At 41.4% G+C, this 14,636-nt stretch carries 19 protein-coding genes; 13 read left to right on the top strand and 6 right to left on the bottom strand.

Translation table 11 applies throughout. The features are described 5' to 3' along the window. Nucleotides 1-52 precede the first annotated feature (52 nt). Nucleotides 53-451, top strand: a complete 399-nt coding sequence (locus FTU71_RS09375) for a hypothetical protein (protein WP_136144785.1) — start codon at nucleotides 53-55, stop codon at nucleotides 449-451. Here FTU71_RS09375 and znuB read toward each other — a convergent pair. The 3 genes from znuB to FTU71_RS09360 are packed head-to-tail and all read right to left on the bottom strand — an operon-like array spanning nucleotide 448 to nucleotide 2,510. Continuing rightward, nucleotides 448-1,248, bottom strand: a complete 801-nt coding sequence (gene znuB, locus FTU71_RS09370) for a zinc ABC transporter permease subunit ZnuB (protein WP_004970154.1) — start codon at nucleotides 1,246-1,248, stop codon at nucleotides 448-450. The genes FTU71_RS09375 and znuB overlap by 4 nt on opposite strands. A gap of 3 nt (nucleotides 1,249-1,251) precedes the next feature. Further along, the gene (gene znuC, locus FTU71_RS09365) at nucleotides 1,252-2,040 is read right to left on the bottom strand and encodes a zinc ABC transporter ATP-binding protein ZnuC (RefSeq protein ID WP_131261255.1); all 789 of its coding nucleotides are present in this window, start codon (nucleotides 2,038-2,040) and stop codon (nucleotides 1,252-1,254) included. Further along, nucleotides 2,016-2,510 (bottom strand): transcriptional repressor, encoded by a 495-nt coding sequence (locus tag FTU71_RS09360; RefSeq protein WP_004970151.1) that lies wholly within the window; start codon nucleotides 2,508-2,510, stop codon nucleotides 2,016-2,018. The genes znuC and FTU71_RS09360 overlap by 25 nt, the downstream gene beginning before the upstream one ends. A 135-nt stretch (nucleotides 2,511-2,645) precedes the next feature. On the opposite strand from FTU71_RS09360, the gene FTU71_RS09355 reads away from it, so the two are divergent. The 11 genes from FTU71_RS09355 (at nucleotide 2,646) to FTU71_RS09305 (ending at nucleotide 11,446) form a co-directional block, all read left to right on the top strand. After that, nucleotides 2,646-3,485, top strand: a complete 840-nt coding sequence (locus tag FTU71_RS09355) for a metal ABC transporter solute-binding protein, Zn/Mn family (protein ID WP_179994474.1) — start codon at nucleotides 2,646-2,648, stop codon at nucleotides 3,483-3,485. Nucleotides 3,486-3,657: 172 nt separating this feature from the next. After that, the gene (locus FTU71_RS09350; RefSeq protein WP_004970147.1) at nucleotides 3,658-4,056 is read left to right on the top strand and encodes an ATP synthase subunit I; all 399 of its coding nucleotides are present in this window, start codon (nucleotides 3,658-3,660) and stop codon (nucleotides 4,054-4,056) included. A gap of 103 nt (nucleotides 4,057-4,159) precedes the next feature. Beyond that, nucleotides 4,160-5,035 carry a F0F1 ATP synthase subunit A gene (atpB, locus tag FTU71_RS09345; protein ID WP_004970145.1) on the top strand — a complete coding sequence of 292 codons (876 nt, stop codon included), beginning with the start codon at nucleotides 4,160-4,162 and terminating at the stop codon, nucleotides 5,033-5,035. 85 nt (nucleotides 5,036-5,120) lie between these two features. After that, on the top strand, nucleotides 5,121-5,366 hold the full coding sequence (gene atpE, locus FTU71_RS09340; RefSeq protein WP_000424060.1) for a F0F1 ATP synthase subunit C: 246 nt from the start codon (nucleotides 5,121-5,123) through the stop codon (nucleotides 5,364-5,366). Between the two features lie 39 nt (nucleotides 5,367-5,405). Continuing rightward, nucleotides 5,406-5,876: a F0F1 ATP synthase subunit B gene (locus FTU71_RS09335; protein WP_004970142.1), complete on the top strand. Its 471-nt coding sequence runs from the start codon at nucleotides 5,406-5,408 to the stop codon at nucleotides 5,874-5,876. 14 nt (nucleotides 5,877-5,890) lie between these two features. Continuing rightward, entirely contained in the window at nucleotides 5,891-6,427 is a 537-nt protein-coding gene (locus tag FTU71_RS09330; protein WP_004970141.1) for a F0F1 ATP synthase subunit delta, read from the top strand. A 40-nt stretch (nucleotides 6,428-6,467) separates the two neighbouring features. After that, nucleotides 6,468-8,012 carry a F0F1 ATP synthase subunit alpha gene (gene atpA, locus FTU71_RS09325; protein WP_004970138.1) on the top strand — a complete coding sequence of 515 codons (1,545 nt, stop codon included), beginning with the start codon at nucleotides 6,468-6,470 and terminating at the stop codon, nucleotides 8,010-8,012. A gap of 83 nt (nucleotides 8,013-8,095) precedes the next feature. Next, nucleotides 8,096-8,965: a F0F1 ATP synthase subunit gamma gene (atpG, locus tag FTU71_RS09320; RefSeq protein WP_004970136.1), complete on the top strand. Its 870-nt coding sequence runs from the start codon at nucleotides 8,096-8,098 to the stop codon at nucleotides 8,963-8,965. 29 nt (nucleotides 8,966-8,994) lie between these two features. After that, nucleotides 8,995-10,389 (top strand): F0F1 ATP synthase subunit beta, encoded by a 1,395-nt coding sequence (gene atpD, locus FTU71_RS09315; protein ID WP_004970134.1) that lies wholly within the window; start codon nucleotides 8,995-8,997, stop codon nucleotides 10,387-10,389. Nucleotides 10,390-10,416: 27 nt separating this feature from the next. Further along, nucleotides 10,417-10,836, top strand: a complete 420-nt coding sequence (locus tag FTU71_RS09310) for a F0F1 ATP synthase subunit epsilon (protein ID WP_168419253.1) — start codon at nucleotides 10,417-10,419, stop codon at nucleotides 10,834-10,836. A gap of 124 nt (nucleotides 10,837-10,960) precedes the next feature. Next, nucleotides 10,961-11,446, top strand: coding sequence for a DUF2846 domain-containing protein (locus FTU71_RS09305; RefSeq protein ID WP_179994473.1), 486 nt, complete (start codon nucleotides 10,961-10,963; stop codon nucleotides 11,444-11,446). An 85-nt stretch (nucleotides 11,447-11,531) separates the two neighbouring features. On the opposite strand, the gene FTU71_RS09300 is transcribed toward FTU71_RS09305, so the two are convergent. Continuing rightward, nucleotides 11,532-12,137 (bottom strand): hypothetical protein, encoded by a 606-nt coding sequence (locus FTU71_RS09300; protein ID WP_179994488.1) that lies wholly within the window; start codon nucleotides 12,135-12,137, stop codon nucleotides 11,532-11,534. A 161-nt stretch (nucleotides 12,138-12,298) separates the two neighbouring features. Next, on the bottom strand, nucleotides 12,299-12,844 hold the full coding sequence (locus tag FTU71_RS09295; RefSeq protein WP_179994487.1) for a glutathione peroxidase: 546 nt from the start codon (nucleotides 12,842-12,844) through the stop codon (nucleotides 12,299-12,301). 285 nt (nucleotides 12,845-13,129) lie between these two features. On the opposite strand from FTU71_RS09295, the gene FTU71_RS09290 reads away from it, so the two are divergent. After that, on the top strand, nucleotides 13,130-14,038 hold the full coding sequence (locus FTU71_RS09290) for a DMT family transporter (RefSeq protein ID WP_096902732.1): 909 nt from the start codon (nucleotides 13,130-13,132) through the stop codon (nucleotides 14,036-14,038). Nucleotides 14,039-14,123: 85 nt separating this feature from the next. On the opposite strand, the gene FTU71_RS09285 is transcribed toward FTU71_RS09290, so the two are convergent. Then, complete coding sequence (locus FTU71_RS09285) at nucleotides 14,124-14,417, bottom strand: hypothetical protein (RefSeq protein ID WP_004970123.1); 294 nt, start codon at nucleotides 14,415-14,417, stop codon at nucleotides 14,124-14,126. Between the last annotated feature and the right edge of the window lie 219 nt (nucleotides 14,418-14,636).

The raw sequence follows: 14,636 nt of genomic DNA, 5'->3' as shown, positions 1-14,636 counted from the left end.
GAAAATAAAATGTATTCCGCGAGCACTTTATTGGCAACATTGGTGGATCAGCATGTTGCTTTTAAGTTTTTCAACTTTAATTGCAATTGGATTAGCAATTCAGTTTTCAGTAGATAGCGTGTTTTGGCCAATTGCTTTGATGGCACATTTGAGTATCAATTTGATTTTTTCTTTTGTATTTGCCGCCTTGCAAACTTATTTTAAACATACGGTGTGGCAAAGTGTGGTGTTGATTAATATTACGGCTGTGTTGTTGATTGCCATTCATGCAATGTTTTATCTACAAAAGATAGATTGGAATGCTGTTTCAGAAAGTCAGCAGCAATTGAGTCTTTTACAGCAAGTGATTCATAGTGATATAGCACTGTGGATAGCGTATATACTGCCATTTTTGGTCGTAATGCTCATTGCTGCAATACAAAAATATAGATATTCATTAACGAAAAACTAAGCTATCTTTCTGACTTTTTGAACGCTAAAAATCACCGCAAAAATGATCGCCATAGTCATCACAATACTTAAACCTGTCGAAATATTTAAGCCCGCACTTGACCATAAACCTACGCTGACTGCAATTTGCGCCACAATAAATGCCCAAATCACCATTTGTTTAGGCGAGTGAGCCAATAAACGTGCGGTTAAAGCGGGAATCACCAACAATGCGCCCATCAATAAAGAACCGACTGCACGTAAAGCCAATACGGTAAATAATGCCAACAACAACATAAAAATCAGGCGTTGCCATTGGGCATTCACGCCTTCACTGACCGCAATATCAGGGTCAATTGCAATTTGAATTTGTGCCTGCCAAAATTTATACAGCACCGCTAAAGCAACAATAATCACTAGGGCAAATACAGGTAAATCTGCCCATGAAATGGTGAGTAAATCACCAAATAAATAGCTCAGCAACTCAGGGCGCAAACTTGGAATATGTTGAATAAAGAGCAACCCTGAACAGAGCAAGGTCGCAGAGCAGAGCGCCAATAATGCATCATTCGGCAACCGTGGATCATGTAAAATCCACAAAACACCCACCAATAATAATGCCAAGAATGTCACGCCCATCCACAGAGGTAAACTTAACGCGCCTGCAATTGCCACACCCAATAAGGTGCCATGCGCCATCGTATCGGCAAAAAAGGACATGCGTCGCCACAGCATTAAACAGCCAAGTGGGGCGGTCAAAAATACCAATAAACTGCCCATGATCCATGCAGGTAACAGCAATTGTAGCCAATCCATCATGGGTTAAGCTTCCGGTTCAGGGTGAATATGAGGACGTGAATCATGCTGACAAGGCTCGGCATGATCGCCATGGGCGCAGTGTTCATGGTGATGTTGATAAAACACCCGATTGGTTCCAAAAATAGCTTGGTATTCAGGATGTTGCTGTACATTTTCGGGCAAACCGCTACAGCAAATGTGTTTATTTAAACATACCACACGATGCGTGCCTTGCATGACCCATTGCAAATCATGCGACACCATCAACACCGCACAGCCATATTTGCTCGGTAAGTTGCGCACATAGTCATACAGTTCAGCTTCGGACTGAATATCTAGTCCTTGCATCGGCTCATCCAGTACCAAAACATCAGGTTGACGTAATAAGGCGCGTGCCAATAGCACCCGTTGCCGCTCACCACCAGACAGTTGTTGTACTTTTGAATCTTGCAGTTTGGCAATGCCAGTATCGCGGATAATTTCTGCTTTAATTGCGTCTGGGCATTTTTCTAAAGCCAGTAAATCTTTCACTCTTAAAGGCAAGCTGTGTGAAGGATTAAACTTTTGCGGCACATAAGAAAAGGTCAATTTGCGAGCATTTACGAGCTTGCCTGCATTTGGTTTGACAATGCCAAGCAAGACTTTAATTAGAGTCGATTTTCCTGCGCCATTGGGGCCAATTAGCGTGACAATTTCACGTGCATGTAATTCAAAATCGACATTTTTTAAAATATCGCGCTCATCTATTCGCACCTGAATATTGTGCAAGGCGATGAGCGGTGCAGTGGTTATTTGCTGTTGCACTGCTGACATTTTCCAGAAATCTCAATAATGCTGTGATGCGGGCTAAAGCGGTCAGAGGCTGCCAACTGATCTAATTGCTCTAATAAACCTTGCGCTGAAGCTTCTTTAACGACTTTACATTCAGTACAGATCAAAAAAGCCGCTTGGTGTCCTTCACGTGGATGACAGCAAGGAATATAGGCATTGATTGAAGTCAAACGGTGAATTAGTCCTTTTTCCAGTAAAAAATCCAAAGTACGGTACACCGTTGGCGGTGCTGCAGGACGATCAGACTCACTTTTAATTTTCGCCAATAAATCATAAGCACCCATTGGTGCAGATGCCTTGAGAATGAGTTCCAACACTTCTTTACGTAGCGGTGTTAAACGAGCACCTGTTGCCGCACATAAACTTTCAGCTTCGGCAAGACGTTGATCGACATTGTGATGGTCGTGAACGCCATGTAATGCATTGTGATGCTCGTGCGAACATAAGCTCATAGCCACCCCAGTTGAACTTTAAAAGAAAAACGACAGTAAATCTTAGCATGAAGCGTTATTAGTTTCGATTATACGTAGGTATTTTTATAAATTTGTTATATTATAACATTTGTCGATTTTTCGTGATATGCCGCAATGTTTCGTTTATTTAGTTTCTGTCTTTTAGCGTTATGCAGTACTGTCAGCATGGCGCAGGCTTTGGTGGTGTCTACCCATCCTATCTATTTGATTGCCCAAAAAGTCACGCAAAATATCGAAACACCCACGTTATTACTGGCAGATCAAACAGGGCATGATGTATCGCTCACGCCTGCACATCGAAAAATCATCCAAGATGCGGATTTAATTATTTGGCTAGGTAAGGCGCATGAAGCACCGCTAGAACGTGTATTACATCAAAATCCTAAAGCGATTGCTTTATTAGATACGGGCATTATGAAAACTTTGCCGCAGCGTTCAGAACGTGGTGCAGCATTAAAAAATACAGTAGACAGCCATGTCTGGCTAGACCCAAACAATGCGGTGCGTATCGGCTTCTTTATTGCCGCGTTACGTTCTCAGCAAATGCCTGAACATCGCGAGGCTTATTGGAACAACGCACGTGCCTTCGCACAGAGTTTATTCAAAAGTGCAAGTCAGTTTCAGACTCAAACAGCAGTACAGCCATATTGGGCTTATCACGATGCCTATCAATATTTAGAACGTGCCTTAAATTTAGAATTTTCTGGGTCGATGACCAATGATCCGCATATTGCGCCAACAGTCGCACAAATTAAATATTTGAACGATCACCGACCAAATCCAAAAATGTGCCTACTTGCAGAAGGACATGCCAGTAAAAATCAGTATATGAAATTGAATCCAATTGTGTTTCAAAAGGTCGATGAAAGCATGCGCGGTGCAGATGATTTTGTGCAAGCGTGGCAGCAATTAGCCAAGCAAACCAAGGCTTGTGTATTAAATGCACGAAAATGATGCGTTTTTTAAGCAAAATTGAAATATGACAATTCCGAGACAAACATGCAAAAAAACACGACTAAGGTCGGGAAACGATTGCATGTTCAGGGGGCTAACTCTATAATGCCTGCGATAAAAAACGATCATCAGTTGAACTTGTCAAGCATTAATGCTGTGAGTGGATAAAAAAATGAGCCGAACTAGTCGCTTGATTGACCGACGATTAGCTAAAGCTTTGGTCTTCTTACAAGCATTCATGATTCCAGTTTCAGCCCTGATAGCGTGGGTCTTGAAAGACTCAACGGCTGCCTTAAGCGCTGCACTTGGTGCTAGTGTTTGTTGGTTGGCAAGTTGTTATTTTTCATGGCAGTCGTTTCGAGCAGCAGGTGCACGAGCGTCCAGACAGGTTCTTTCGAACATGTATAGAGGAATGCTCGGTAAGTTTGCAATCGTGATCGTAGGATTCATTTTAATTTTAAGCAATGTACAGCCGTTATCCCCGGTGGCATTGTTTTGTGGTTTTATGCTCGTTCAAAGCATGTCGTGGGTTGCGCCATTTTGGGTGTCACGATTACAAAAACGAGTCTAAACGCAGCAAAAATTGAAAAGTTTTTCAGGAATAGGCGAGATATCAAGCAGCACGCGATGTTCGTTTGTTCTATTAGTTTTTTTACATTGACCAGGTGTGATTTATGGCTGCTGAAGAACATGCCCTTACTTCGACCGAGTATATCAAGCATCACTTGACCAATATGACCTATGGCAAAATGCCAGACGGTTCATGGAAGTTGGCTGAGTCTGCTGAAGAAGCTCAACAGATGGGGTTCACTGCTATTCACTTGGATTCAATGGGTTGGTCTATCGGACTTGGTCTGATCTTCTGTTTATTGTTCTGGATTGTTGCGAAAGCTGCAAATTCAGGTGTGCCTGGTAAATTCCAGTCAGTAATTGAAGTGATTATCGAGTTTGTGGATTCAAGTGTACGTGATACCTTCCATGGGAAGTCTCGATTAATTGCACCCTTAGCATTAACCATTTTCGTGTGGATTTTCCTCATGAACTTGATGGATTTAATCCCTGTTGACTTTATTCCTTATGTAGCTCAACAGGCGATTGCATCTATGCTGGGTGTGGACCCTCATCAGGTTTACTTTAAAATTGTTCCGACTACAGATCCAAACATTACCTTAGGTATGTCTATTTCTGTATTCTTCTTAATTATTTTCTATAGTATTCGTGAGAAAGGTGTTGGCGGCTTCGTTGGTGAGTTGGCACTTAACCCATTCAACCCAAGTAATCCAGTTGCTAAAGTGCTTTTAATTCCATTCAACTTATTGTTGGAATTGACTACTTTCTTGGCGCGACCAGTTTCATTGGCTCTACGACTGTTCGGTAACATGTATGCGGGTGAGTTAATCTTCATTCTTATCGCGTTATTACCGTTCTGGATCCAGTGGGCATTGTCTGTGCCTTGGGCGATTTTCCACATTTTGATTATTACGCTACAAGCATTCATTTTCATGATGTTGACTATCGTGTACATGAGCATGGCAAGCGAAAAGCATTAATGGTATGGCCTAACTGTCATCGGGCGGTTGGGCACACAATTTTTTAACTTAATTTGGTATAAAACCTAACCTCTGAGGAATTATCATGGAACTCACTTTAGGTCTAGTTGCAATTGCATCTGCTATCTTGATCGCTTTCGGTGCTTTAGGTACTGCGATTGGTTTTGGTCTTTTAGGCGGTCGCTTCCTTGAAGCTGTTGCTCGTCAACCAGAATTGGCTCCACAACTTCAAACTCGTATGTTCTTAATCGCAGGTCTTCTTGATGCTGTGCCTATGATCGGTGTTGGTATTGGCTTGTTCTTCATCTTCGCTAATCCATTTGTAGGTTAATCAGCTTAATTCCGAAATTCACTATTTGAGGAATTTGCAATGAATATCAACCTCACATTGTTTGGCCAAGCGATTGCATTTGCGATTTTCGTCGCATTCTGCATGAAGTTTGTATGGCCACCACTAATCAATGCGATTAGTGAGCGTCAGCGTCGTATTGCTGACGGCTTAAATGCAGCTGAGAAAGCCAAAGCTGATCTTGCCGATGCGCAAGCTCAAGTGAAAGCTGAATTAGATGCAGCTAAAGCACAAGCGGCTCAATTGATCGAACAAGCGAATCGTCGTGCAGCACAATTGGTAGAAGAAGCGCGTACCCAAGCATCTGCTGAAGGTGAGCGTATTCGTCAACAAGCGAAAGAAGCTGTTGATACAGAAATCAATTCTGCTCGCGAAGAATTACGTCAACAAGTAGCTGCGCTTGCAGTAACTGGTGCAGAGAAAATTCTTAGCCAGCAAGTTGACGCAGAAGCTCACAATGCCATGCTGACTCAGCTGGCTGCTAAACTTTAAGAGAGAGGCAGATTATGGCTGAACTCTTGACGTTGGCACGCCCATACGCTAAAGCAGCATTTGCTTACGCTTCTGAGCAAGGTGCAACTGACAATTGGTCAACAGCACTTAACTTGCTCAGTGCTGCGGTGCAAGACGAAGCATTTTCAGCTTACTTAAATCGCCCTGAGCTTACGCCTGCTGAGCAGGTGAGTATTTTTGCCAAAGTTTTAGGTGAAGACCAAACTGCAGCAGTGTCAAACTTTTTGACATTGCTTGCTGAAAACAACCGTTTGGCTTTGCTTCCTGAAATTCAAGCAGAATACGAACAGCTCAAATCACAGAATAACAATACTGTGGATGTTGTGATTGAATCAGCATTCCCATTGACTTCTGTACAAGAACAAATTCTTGCTCAAGCGTTAGAAAAACGTTTCGCTGCGGCAGTAAATGTTTCTGTAGAAGTGAACCCAGCGTTAATTGCGGGTGTGGTTATTCGTGCAGGCGACCAAGTGATAGATGATTCTGCGCTTAACAAGCTTGAAAAAATGCGGACACGTCTTTTAGCTTAATTGCGAAGACTGAACTAATAAAAGATTGAGGTATAGCGCAATGCAACAACTGAATCCATCCGAGATCAGTGCGCTCATTAAACAGCGTATCGGCGATCTGGACACCAGCGCGACCGCTAAAAACGAAGGTACCATTGTTATGGTATCCGACGGTATTGTGCGCATTCACGGCCTTGCTGATGCAATGTACGGTGAAATGATCGAATTCGACGGCGGCTTATTTGGTATGGCACTGAACCTAGAACAGGATTCAGTGGGCGTCGTTGTTTTAGGTAACTACTTAAGCCTTCAAGAAGGTCAAAAAGCACGTTGCACAGGTCGTGTATTAGAAGTTCCGGTTGGTCCAGAACTTTTAGGCCGTGTGGTAGATGCTTTGGGTAACCCAATTGATGGTAAAGGCCCTATTGATGCAAAATTAACTGATGCTGTAGAAAAAGTAGCACCAGGCGTAATTTGGCGTCAATCAGTGGATCAACCTGTTCAAACTGGTTATAAATCAGTTGATACCATGATCCCTGTAGGCCGTGGTCAACGTGAGTTGATCATTGGTGACCGTCAAACTGGTAAAACAGCAATGGCGATCGATGCGATCATCGCTCAGAAAAACTCTGGCATTAAGTGTGTATACGTAGCAATTGGTCAAAAACAATCGACTATCGCAAACGTAGTACGTAAGCTAGAAGAAACTGGCGCTATGGCGTATACCACTGTTGTCGCAGCAGGTGCATCTGATCCAGCAGCAATGCTGTATTTAGCTCCGTACTCTGGTTGTACAATGGGTGAATACTACCGTGACCGTGGTGAAGACGCGTTAATCATTTATGATGACTTGTCTAAGCAAGCTGTTGCGTATCGTCAAATTTCATTGCTTTTACGTCGTCCACCAGGTCGTGAAGCATATCCAGGTGACGTGTTCTATCTACACTCGCGTCTACTTGAGCGTGCTTCTCGTGTATCTGCTGACTACGTTGAGAAATTCACTAACGGTGAAGTTAAAGGTCAAACTGGTTCTTTAACTGCATTGCCGATTATTGAAACTCAAGCAGGTGACGTATCTGCATTCGTACCAACCAACGTAATTTCGATTACAGATGGTCAGATCTTCTTAGAAACATCATTATTCAACGCGGGTATTCGTCCTGCTGTGAACGCGGGTATTTCTGTATCGCGTGTTGGTGGTTCTGCTCAAACTAAGATCATCAAAAAATTGTCTGGTGGTATCCGTACCGCTTTGGCGCAATACCGTGAATTGGCAGCGTTTGCTCAGTTCGCTTCTGACCTTGACGAAGCAACTCGTAAGCAACTTGAACATGGTCAACGTGTAACTGAGTTAATGAAGCAGAAACAATATGCCCCATACTCAATTGCTGACCAAGCTGTTTCAGTTTATGCATCTAACGAAGGCTACATGGCTGACGTAGAAGTGAAGAAAATCGTAGACTTTGATGCTGCGTTAATTTCTTACTTCCGTTCAGAACATGCTGCGTTAATGCAACAAATCGATGAAACTGGTGATTTCAACAAAGACATCGAAGCTGCAATCAAAGCAGGTATTGAAAGCTTTAAAGCGACTCAAACTTACTAATTTAGCATTGGCTAGTTAGGGGTTTGGTTCACGGAATCAACCTTCGGAAGCCTGAAAGGGCTTTCGAATACTAGGTTAAGCGTATGGCAAATTTAAAAGAAATTCGCGCCAAAGTTGCTAGTATCAAGAGCACGCAAAAGATTACTCGCGCGATGCAAATGGTTGCTGCTTCTAAGATGCGTCGTGCGCAAGAGCGCATGGCTCAAGGCCGTCCGTATGCCGAAAATATGCACCGTGTAATTGCTCATTTGGTACAGGCGAACCCTGAATACAAACACCGTTATATGATTGAACGCCCTGTAAAACGCGTTGGTTATATCATCGTGTCTTCAGATCGTGGTTTGGCAGGTGGCTTGAACATTAACTTGTTCAAGAAAGTTGTAAAGCATGTACAGCAACAACAAGAGCAGTCAATTGAAGTTCAGTTTGCTTTAATTGGTCAAAAAGCGGTTTCGTTTTTTAAAAACTACGGCGGTAAAGTGCTTGGTGCAACTACAAACGTAGGTGACGCGCCAAGTCTTGAACAGTTATCTGGCTCTGTGCAAGTGATGTTAGATGCGTACGATAAAGGCGAGTTAGATCGCATTTACCTCGTGTCAAACGGCTTTGTCAATGCCATGACTCAAGATCAGAAAATCGAACAACTTGTTCCTTTAGCATCTGCTGAAGAAAACAAGACTCTTAACCGTCAATACGGTTGGGATTATATCTATGAACCAGAAGCTGAAGAGCTGTTAAATGGTTTATTGGTTCGTTACATCGAGTCTATGGTTTATCAAGGTGTGATTGAAAACATCGCATGTGAACAGTCTGCGCGTATGGTTGCAATGAAAGCTGCAACAGATAACGCAGGTGAACTGATCAAGAGCCTACAACTTATTTATAACAAGCTGCGTCAAGCCGCGATTACTCAGGAAATTTCTGAAATCGTTGGTGGTGCCGCTGCCGTTTAACATTATTAGTTTGAATTGAGGAGACAGCAATGAGTGGCGGTCGTATCATTCAGATCATCGGCGCGGTTATCGACGTCGAGTTTGAACGCAACAGCGTTCCTAAGATCTATGACGCTCTCCAAGTTGACGGTACTGAAACTACATTAGAAGTTCAGCAACAACTTGGTGATGGCGTAGTTCGTACTATTGCAATGGGTTCTACTGAAGGCCTTAAGCGTGGTTTGAACGTAACTAACACTAACGCGCCAATCTCTGTACCAGTAGGTACAGCGACACTTGGTCGTATCATGGACGTTCTTGGTCGCCCTATCGACGAAGCTGGTCCAGTTGCAACTGAAGAGCGTTTACCAATTCACCGTCAAGCGCCTTCTTATGCAGAACAAGCGGCTTCTACTGACCTTTTAGAAACTGGTATTAAAGTCATTGACTTACTTTGCCCGTTCGCGAAAGGTGGTAAAGTTGGTCTGTTCGGTGGTGCGGGTGTTGGTAAAACCGTAAATATGATGGAGTTGATCAACAACATCGCTAAAGCGCACTCAGGTTTATCTGTATTCGCTGGTGTTGGTGAGCGTACTCGTGAAGGTAACGACTTCTATCACGAAATGAAAGACTCTAACGTTCTTGACAAAGTAGCAATGGTCTACGGTCAGATGAACGAGCCGCCTGGTAACCGTTTACGCGTAGCGTTAACTGGTTTGACTATGGCTGAGTACTTCCGTGATCAAAAAGATGAGAACGGTAAAGGTCGTGACGTATTATTGTTCGTAGACAACATCTACCGTTATACACTAGCAGGTACTGAAGTATCAGCACTTCTAGGTCGTATGCCATCTGCAGTAGGTTATCAGCCTACACTTGCAGAAGAGATGGGTGTTCTTCAAGAACGTATTACTTCAACTAAGTCTGGTTCGATTACATCTATTCAAGCTGTATACGTACCTGCCGATGACTTGACTGACCCATCACCTGCTACAACGTTCGCGCACTTAGACGCAACTGTAGTATTGAGCCGTGATATTGCATCTCAAGGTATTTACCCTGCGATCGATCCACTAGACTCAACTTCACGTCAGTTAGATCCATTAGTTGTTGGTACTGAGCATTACGAAATTGCTCGTTCAGTTCAAAACGTTCTTCAACGTTATAAAGAATTGAAAGACATTATCGCAATTCTTGGTATGGACGAATTGTCAGAAGAAGACAAACTTACTGTATACCGTGCACGTAAGATCCAACGTTTCTTCTCTCAACCGTTCCACGTAGCAGAAGTATTTACTGGTGCGCCTGGTAAACTTGTACCGCTTAAAGATACAATTCGTGGCTTTAAAGGTCTTCTAGCTGGTGAATACGATCATATCCCTGAACAAGCGTTCTATATGGTTGGTGGTATTGACGAAGTGATTGCTAAAGCCGAGAAACTTTAATTAGCAGCTCTAATTTAGGAGATTCTCATGGCGACTATGCAATGTGACGTTGTAAGTGTAAAAGAGTCTTTGTACTCTGGCACTGTGACTATGCTAATTGCAAAAGGTGCTGGCGGTGAACTCGGTATTATGCCGGGTCACGCACCACTAGTAACTTTGCTTCAGCCGGGTGCAATCCGCGTTCTGCTGGAAAATGGTACAGAAGAATTAATCTATGTATCTGGTGGTGTTCTAGAAGTTCAACCGCATGTTGTTACGATTCTTGCAGATACTGCAGTTCGTGCAGAAAACTTAGATGAAGCCGCAATTCTTGAAGCGCGTAAACACGCTGAACAATTGTTGGCGAATCAAAAAAGCGATTTGGACTCTGCTGCTGCTTTGGCTGCTTTGGCAGAAACTGCTGCACAGTTGGAAACCATCCGCAAAATCAAAAACCGCGCACTTTAATTGCTGGTTTAAGATTGAAAAGCCACTCGAAAGAGTGGCTTTTTTTATTTTAAGTTAAGAATATTTAAGAAATATTTGTTATATTTTGTATTCTTATGTAAATATAAAAAATAGGGTGTATTAAATGTCTAATAAAATTTTACTTCCGTTATTGCTAGCATTGGGATTTGTTGGTTGTGCATCAGTTCCAAAGGCGGATTTGACGACAACTCAACAGCAAAAAGCAATACAAACTCCACAGGTCGGTAATGCTGGACTTTTTGTTTATCGATCTAACAATGTTATTGGTAGTGCTTTAAAAAAAGATATTTGGATTGATGGGGAGTGTTTAGGGGAAACAGCACGTGGTGTTTATTTTTATAAAGAAGTAGAGGGCGGAAAACAGCATACTATTTCTACAGAATCTGAATTTTCACCAAATCATTTAAAAGTGAATACTGAAACTGGAAAAAATTACTATATTCAGCAATATATCAAGCCAGGTGTTTTTGTTGGTGGTGCAAATTTAAAACTAGTTGATGAAATGGAAGGGAAAACAGCAGTGGAGAAATATAGTCTAGCTGTTGCAGGCAAGTGTAGTAAACCTACGATTTTGTTACCAAAGTCTTAATTTTTCACTTTGATTTTTTCACGAAGTTTGTACGACTTATTGTTTTAGAGATACAAACTTCGTGCTTTGTAATTGTTTACAATTTCTAAGTCGTGGTATTTTCATTATTCTGCTGATTGTGTTCACTTTTATAATTCGATTCACCCTGCAAAATCATACCCGCCAACTTCACCATTTCAGATTGAATATTGCCCATTTGCTGTTCTAGCTTTTTAAAATCGACCTGACTAAGGTTAATTTGTCCGTTTAAAAACGGGGAGTTTAAAACTTGTTGATTAGCTGCTAACAGGTTTTGACGAATCGTATCAATTTCTTGTGTTTTTAAATCTAAGCTGCTGAGGGTCTGATTAAAACCATGTAGTTGATGTTGTAATTGAGTTGCAGCAAGCTGGAGTTGTTGTGGGTCTTGTGCGTTGATTGCTGTTTGCAATTCTGATTTGGACTGATTGAGCTGTTCAACATATTGTCCAGCTTTAAGTTGTAGATCAGCTACATCGCGCACAATGTAAAACATATTGCCGCTGCTTAGGGGTGCTTGTGTTGCATCAGGATTGCTATTGCTAGAAGTTACAGTCCCTTGTTCTTCGACTGAGCTGCTTTGAGGGCTAGATGCTTGCTCACAAGCACTGAGTAGTAAACCTGCGCTGAGCAGGGGAAGCAGTATTGCATATTTAGAAAATGCTGTATTCATCTTGATCTAATCATTTATCAGGCATTAAAACTAATATAAAACGAAAATATGAATAAAAAACAGATTATTGCAAAGCAATAACAAATATTAGAAGTGTTGTTGAAACGAAAAACAGGGAGTTGCCGAAGCAAATCCCTGTTTAAAGCATTTATTGCTAATCATTATTTGGCGAGTTCTGCTGCAATCGCATCCAAAATTCGTGGGTCGTCTGCAGTTAGATCAGGCGCAAAACGTGCTACGACTTCACCTTGCTTGTTAACTAGGAATTTTTCAAAGTTCCATAAAACTTCAGGCGGATTATTTGGGGTTAAGCCATAATCGACCAAATCTTTCCACCATGGGCCTTCACCAATACGTTCAGGAATTGCTTGCGTTAAAGCCGTGTAGAGAGGATGTTTTTCTGCACCCACGACTGGAATTTTAGCAAACAATGGAAAACTCACCTGATAATTCAGTGAGCAAAATTCCTGAATTTCTGTATCGCTGCCCGGTTCTTGTGCCAAGAAATCATTCGATGGAAAGGCTAAAATTTCTAAGCCTTGTGCCTGTTTTGCTGCGTAGAGTTGCTGTAAGCCTTCGTATTGCGGGGTTAAGCCACATTTTGATGCCACGTTCACGATCAACAACACTTTTCCTGCATATTGATTTAATGTGGTTTCCGTACCCTGATTGGTTTTTACTGCAATGTCATAAACTGAAGTGCGCATAGTTGCTTCCTAGAATCTGTATTTTACCGCTACTGTTGTAACTGTAATTTTTGGGTACAGCAAGTTTTATAGCAAAGAAATTTACGACACTGATGGAATCCTGCATAGCCGTGATATTGCGCAGAAAAATGTAATTCGTATCTGCATTTTATTTTATTGATGGATAAATCGAGCGAAAAGTGCCATAAATAGACACTGGGTTTTTAGCACTTTGCATCACAAGTCAGTTATAGAAAAGGGTTTCACAGCAGGTATGCTGTTTGGTACAACAAGGATGATGAATACATGATACGGTCAGATAAAGGCGTATTTTGGGCAATTTTATTGCCATTGATTGCGGTATTGATTTGGTCTTTAAATATTGCAGTAACGAGGTATGTGGCGGAGTATATTTCACCCGTCAGTATCAGTTTTTATCGCTGGTTGATTGCTTTTCTGATTTTAACCCCGTGGATATTGCCCAAAGTTTGGCAGCAGCGTGAGTTGATTCGTCCACATTTGAAACAGTTGGCAGTGCTTAGTGCTTTTGGTTTGGTGCTGTATCAAGGTCTAAGCTATACCGCAGCCAATTACACCACTGCAACCAATATGGGCATTATTAATGCGTTTATTCCCATGTTTACGGTTTTGGTTTCATTGCTGATCTTAAAAGACATTCCGACACGATTTGCGGTTTTGGGCTGCATTATTTCATTTTCGGGTTTGTTGTATGTGATTGCACAAGGAGATTTGCGTCAACTCAGTCAGCTGACAGGACATGCGGGCGATATGCTCATGGTTTTGGCGGTATTTTTTTACGCCTTTTATGGGGTGTTTTTAAAGAAATGGAATTTAAAATTGCCGCTCATGCTGAGTCTTTATGTGCAAATTATATTCGCCTTACTTTACCATCTGCCATTTATTTTGTGGTTCGGCTTGGATCATTTAAATAGCCAAAATGGTTTAAGTGTGCTGTATGCAGGTATATTTCCTTCAATTATTGCACCTTTGGTATGGATGTTGGCCGTTCAATATTTAGGGCCAAATCGCACCAGTATTTTTATGAATTTGATGCCTGTTTTCACGGCTATCATTGCATATTTTTGGTTGGCAGAAGTGTGGGGGAGTTATCACAGTATCGGTGGATTGATTATTTTAACGGGTATTGTGTTGGCACAAATGAAAGCACGCGTACACATTCAAGCAAAAAGTTGAGTTTAATTGGTGTTTTTTTTGATCACATAAAGGTGTATTTAAAATGCCTTTTATTCAAAATTTATACAGTATTGAGTGTTATGAATTATGACAGTTTTTTTAATTTTTCTAAAATAATTGTAAAAATAGTAAGATAATTTAAATTGTTAAGAAAAAAAGATGAATCTTTCATTGAATATTTGTCTTGGATTAATAGGAAAAATCTATTTGTATAGTCGACTAAATTACTCCATAATTCACGTACTGAAAATGATCCACTGTATTCAATAATCAGTGAAATATCATTTGCAGCAAGATTTTCAAACCCTCTGGATGTGCTTTTATACACATCCTTTTTATGCTCAACCATCCCTATATGGTTGAGCTTTTTTTTATCCACTGGAGCGTAAAACCTCGTGGTTCAGCACGAGGATATAAGCGACTGGAGTAAACCATATGAACGACACGAAATGTCGTTTTAAATACTTGTAATATAGTCACTATTAAGAAAAATACTGTTAAAATAATTGGATGAAGACACTCAAATTACGCATAAAAGACAAACATTGCAAGGTGCTAAATCAGTTAGCATCCGAAGTAAATTTTGTCTGGAATTATG

Origin of the sequence: Acinetobacter sp. YH12136 (genome assembly GCF_013418545.1) — a bacterium.
Taxonomy (GTDB): domain Bacteria; phylum Pseudomonadota; class Gammaproteobacteria; order Pseudomonadales; family Moraxellaceae; genus Acinetobacter; species Acinetobacter towneri.
Note: the sequence above shows the minus strand (reverse complement) of the source record. Positions and strands in the feature narration are given on the sequence as shown.

What these genes read in the sequence shown, in the direction of transcription:
- atpB (WP_004970145.1), top strand. Translation starts at nt 4,160, where the DNA reads ATGGCTGCTGAAGAACATGCCCTTACTTCGACCGAGTATATCAAGCAT.
- znuB (WP_004970154.1), bottom strand. Translation starts at nt 1,248, where the DNA reads ATGATGGATTGGCTACAATTGCTGTTACCTGCATGGATCATGGGCAGT.
- FTU71_RS09300 (WP_179994488.1), bottom strand. Translation starts at nt 12,137, where the DNA reads ATGAATACAGCATTTTCTAAATATGCAATACTGCTTCCCCTGCTCAGC.
- FTU71_RS09355 (WP_179994474.1), top strand. Translation starts at nt 2,646, where the DNA reads ATGTTTCGTTTATTTAGTTTCTGTCTTTTAGCGTTATGCAGTACTGTC.
- FTU71_RS09360 (WP_004970151.1), bottom strand. Translation starts at nt 2,510, where the DNA reads ATGAGCTTATGTTCGCACGAGCATCACAATGCATTACATGGCGTTCAC.
- FTU71_RS09295 (WP_179994487.1), bottom strand. Translation starts at nt 12,844, where the DNA reads ATGCGCACTTCAGTTTATGACATTGCAGTAAAAACCAATCAGGGTACG.
- FTU71_RS09350 (WP_004970147.1), top strand. Translation starts at nt 3,658, where the DNA reads ATGAGCCGAACTAGTCGCTTGATTGACCGACGATTAGCTAAAGCTTTG.
- FTU71_RS09310 (WP_168419253.1), top strand. Translation starts at nt 10,417, where the DNA reads ATGGCGACTATGCAATGTGACGTTGTAAGTGTAAAAGAGTCTTTGTAC.
- znuC (WP_131261255.1), bottom strand. Translation starts at nt 2,040, where the DNA reads ATGTCAGCAGTGCAACAGCAAATAACCACTGCACCGCTCATCGCCTTG.
- atpG (WP_004970136.1), top strand. Translation starts at nt 8,096, where the DNA reads ATGGCAAATTTAAAAGAAATTCGCGCCAAAGTTGCTAGTATCAAGAGC.
- atpD (WP_004970134.1), top strand. Translation starts at nt 8,995, where the DNA reads ATGAGTGGCGGTCGTATCATTCAGATCATCGGCGCGGTTATCGACGTC.
- atpA (WP_004970138.1), top strand. Translation starts at nt 6,468, where the DNA reads ATGCAACAACTGAATCCATCCGAGATCAGTGCGCTCATTAAACAGCGT.
- FTU71_RS09375 (WP_136144785.1), top strand. Translation starts at nt 53, where the DNA reads ATGTTGCTTTTAAGTTTTTCAACTTTAATTGCAATTGGATTAGCAATT.
- atpE (WP_000424060.1), top strand. Translation starts at nt 5,121, where the DNA reads ATGGAACTCACTTTAGGTCTAGTTGCAATTGCATCTGCTATCTTGATC.
- FTU71_RS09335 (WP_004970142.1), top strand. Translation starts at nt 5,406, where the DNA reads ATGAATATCAACCTCACATTGTTTGGCCAAGCGATTGCATTTGCGATT.
- FTU71_RS09305 (WP_179994473.1), top strand. Translation starts at nt 10,961, where the DNA reads ATGTCTAATAAAATTTTACTTCCGTTATTGCTAGCATTGGGATTTGTT.
- FTU71_RS09290 (WP_096902732.1), top strand. Translation starts at nt 13,130, where the DNA reads ATGATACGGTCAGATAAAGGCGTATTTTGGGCAATTTTATTGCCATTG.
- FTU71_RS09330 (WP_004970141.1), top strand. Translation starts at nt 5,891, where the DNA reads ATGGCTGAACTCTTGACGTTGGCACGCCCATACGCTAAAGCAGCATTT.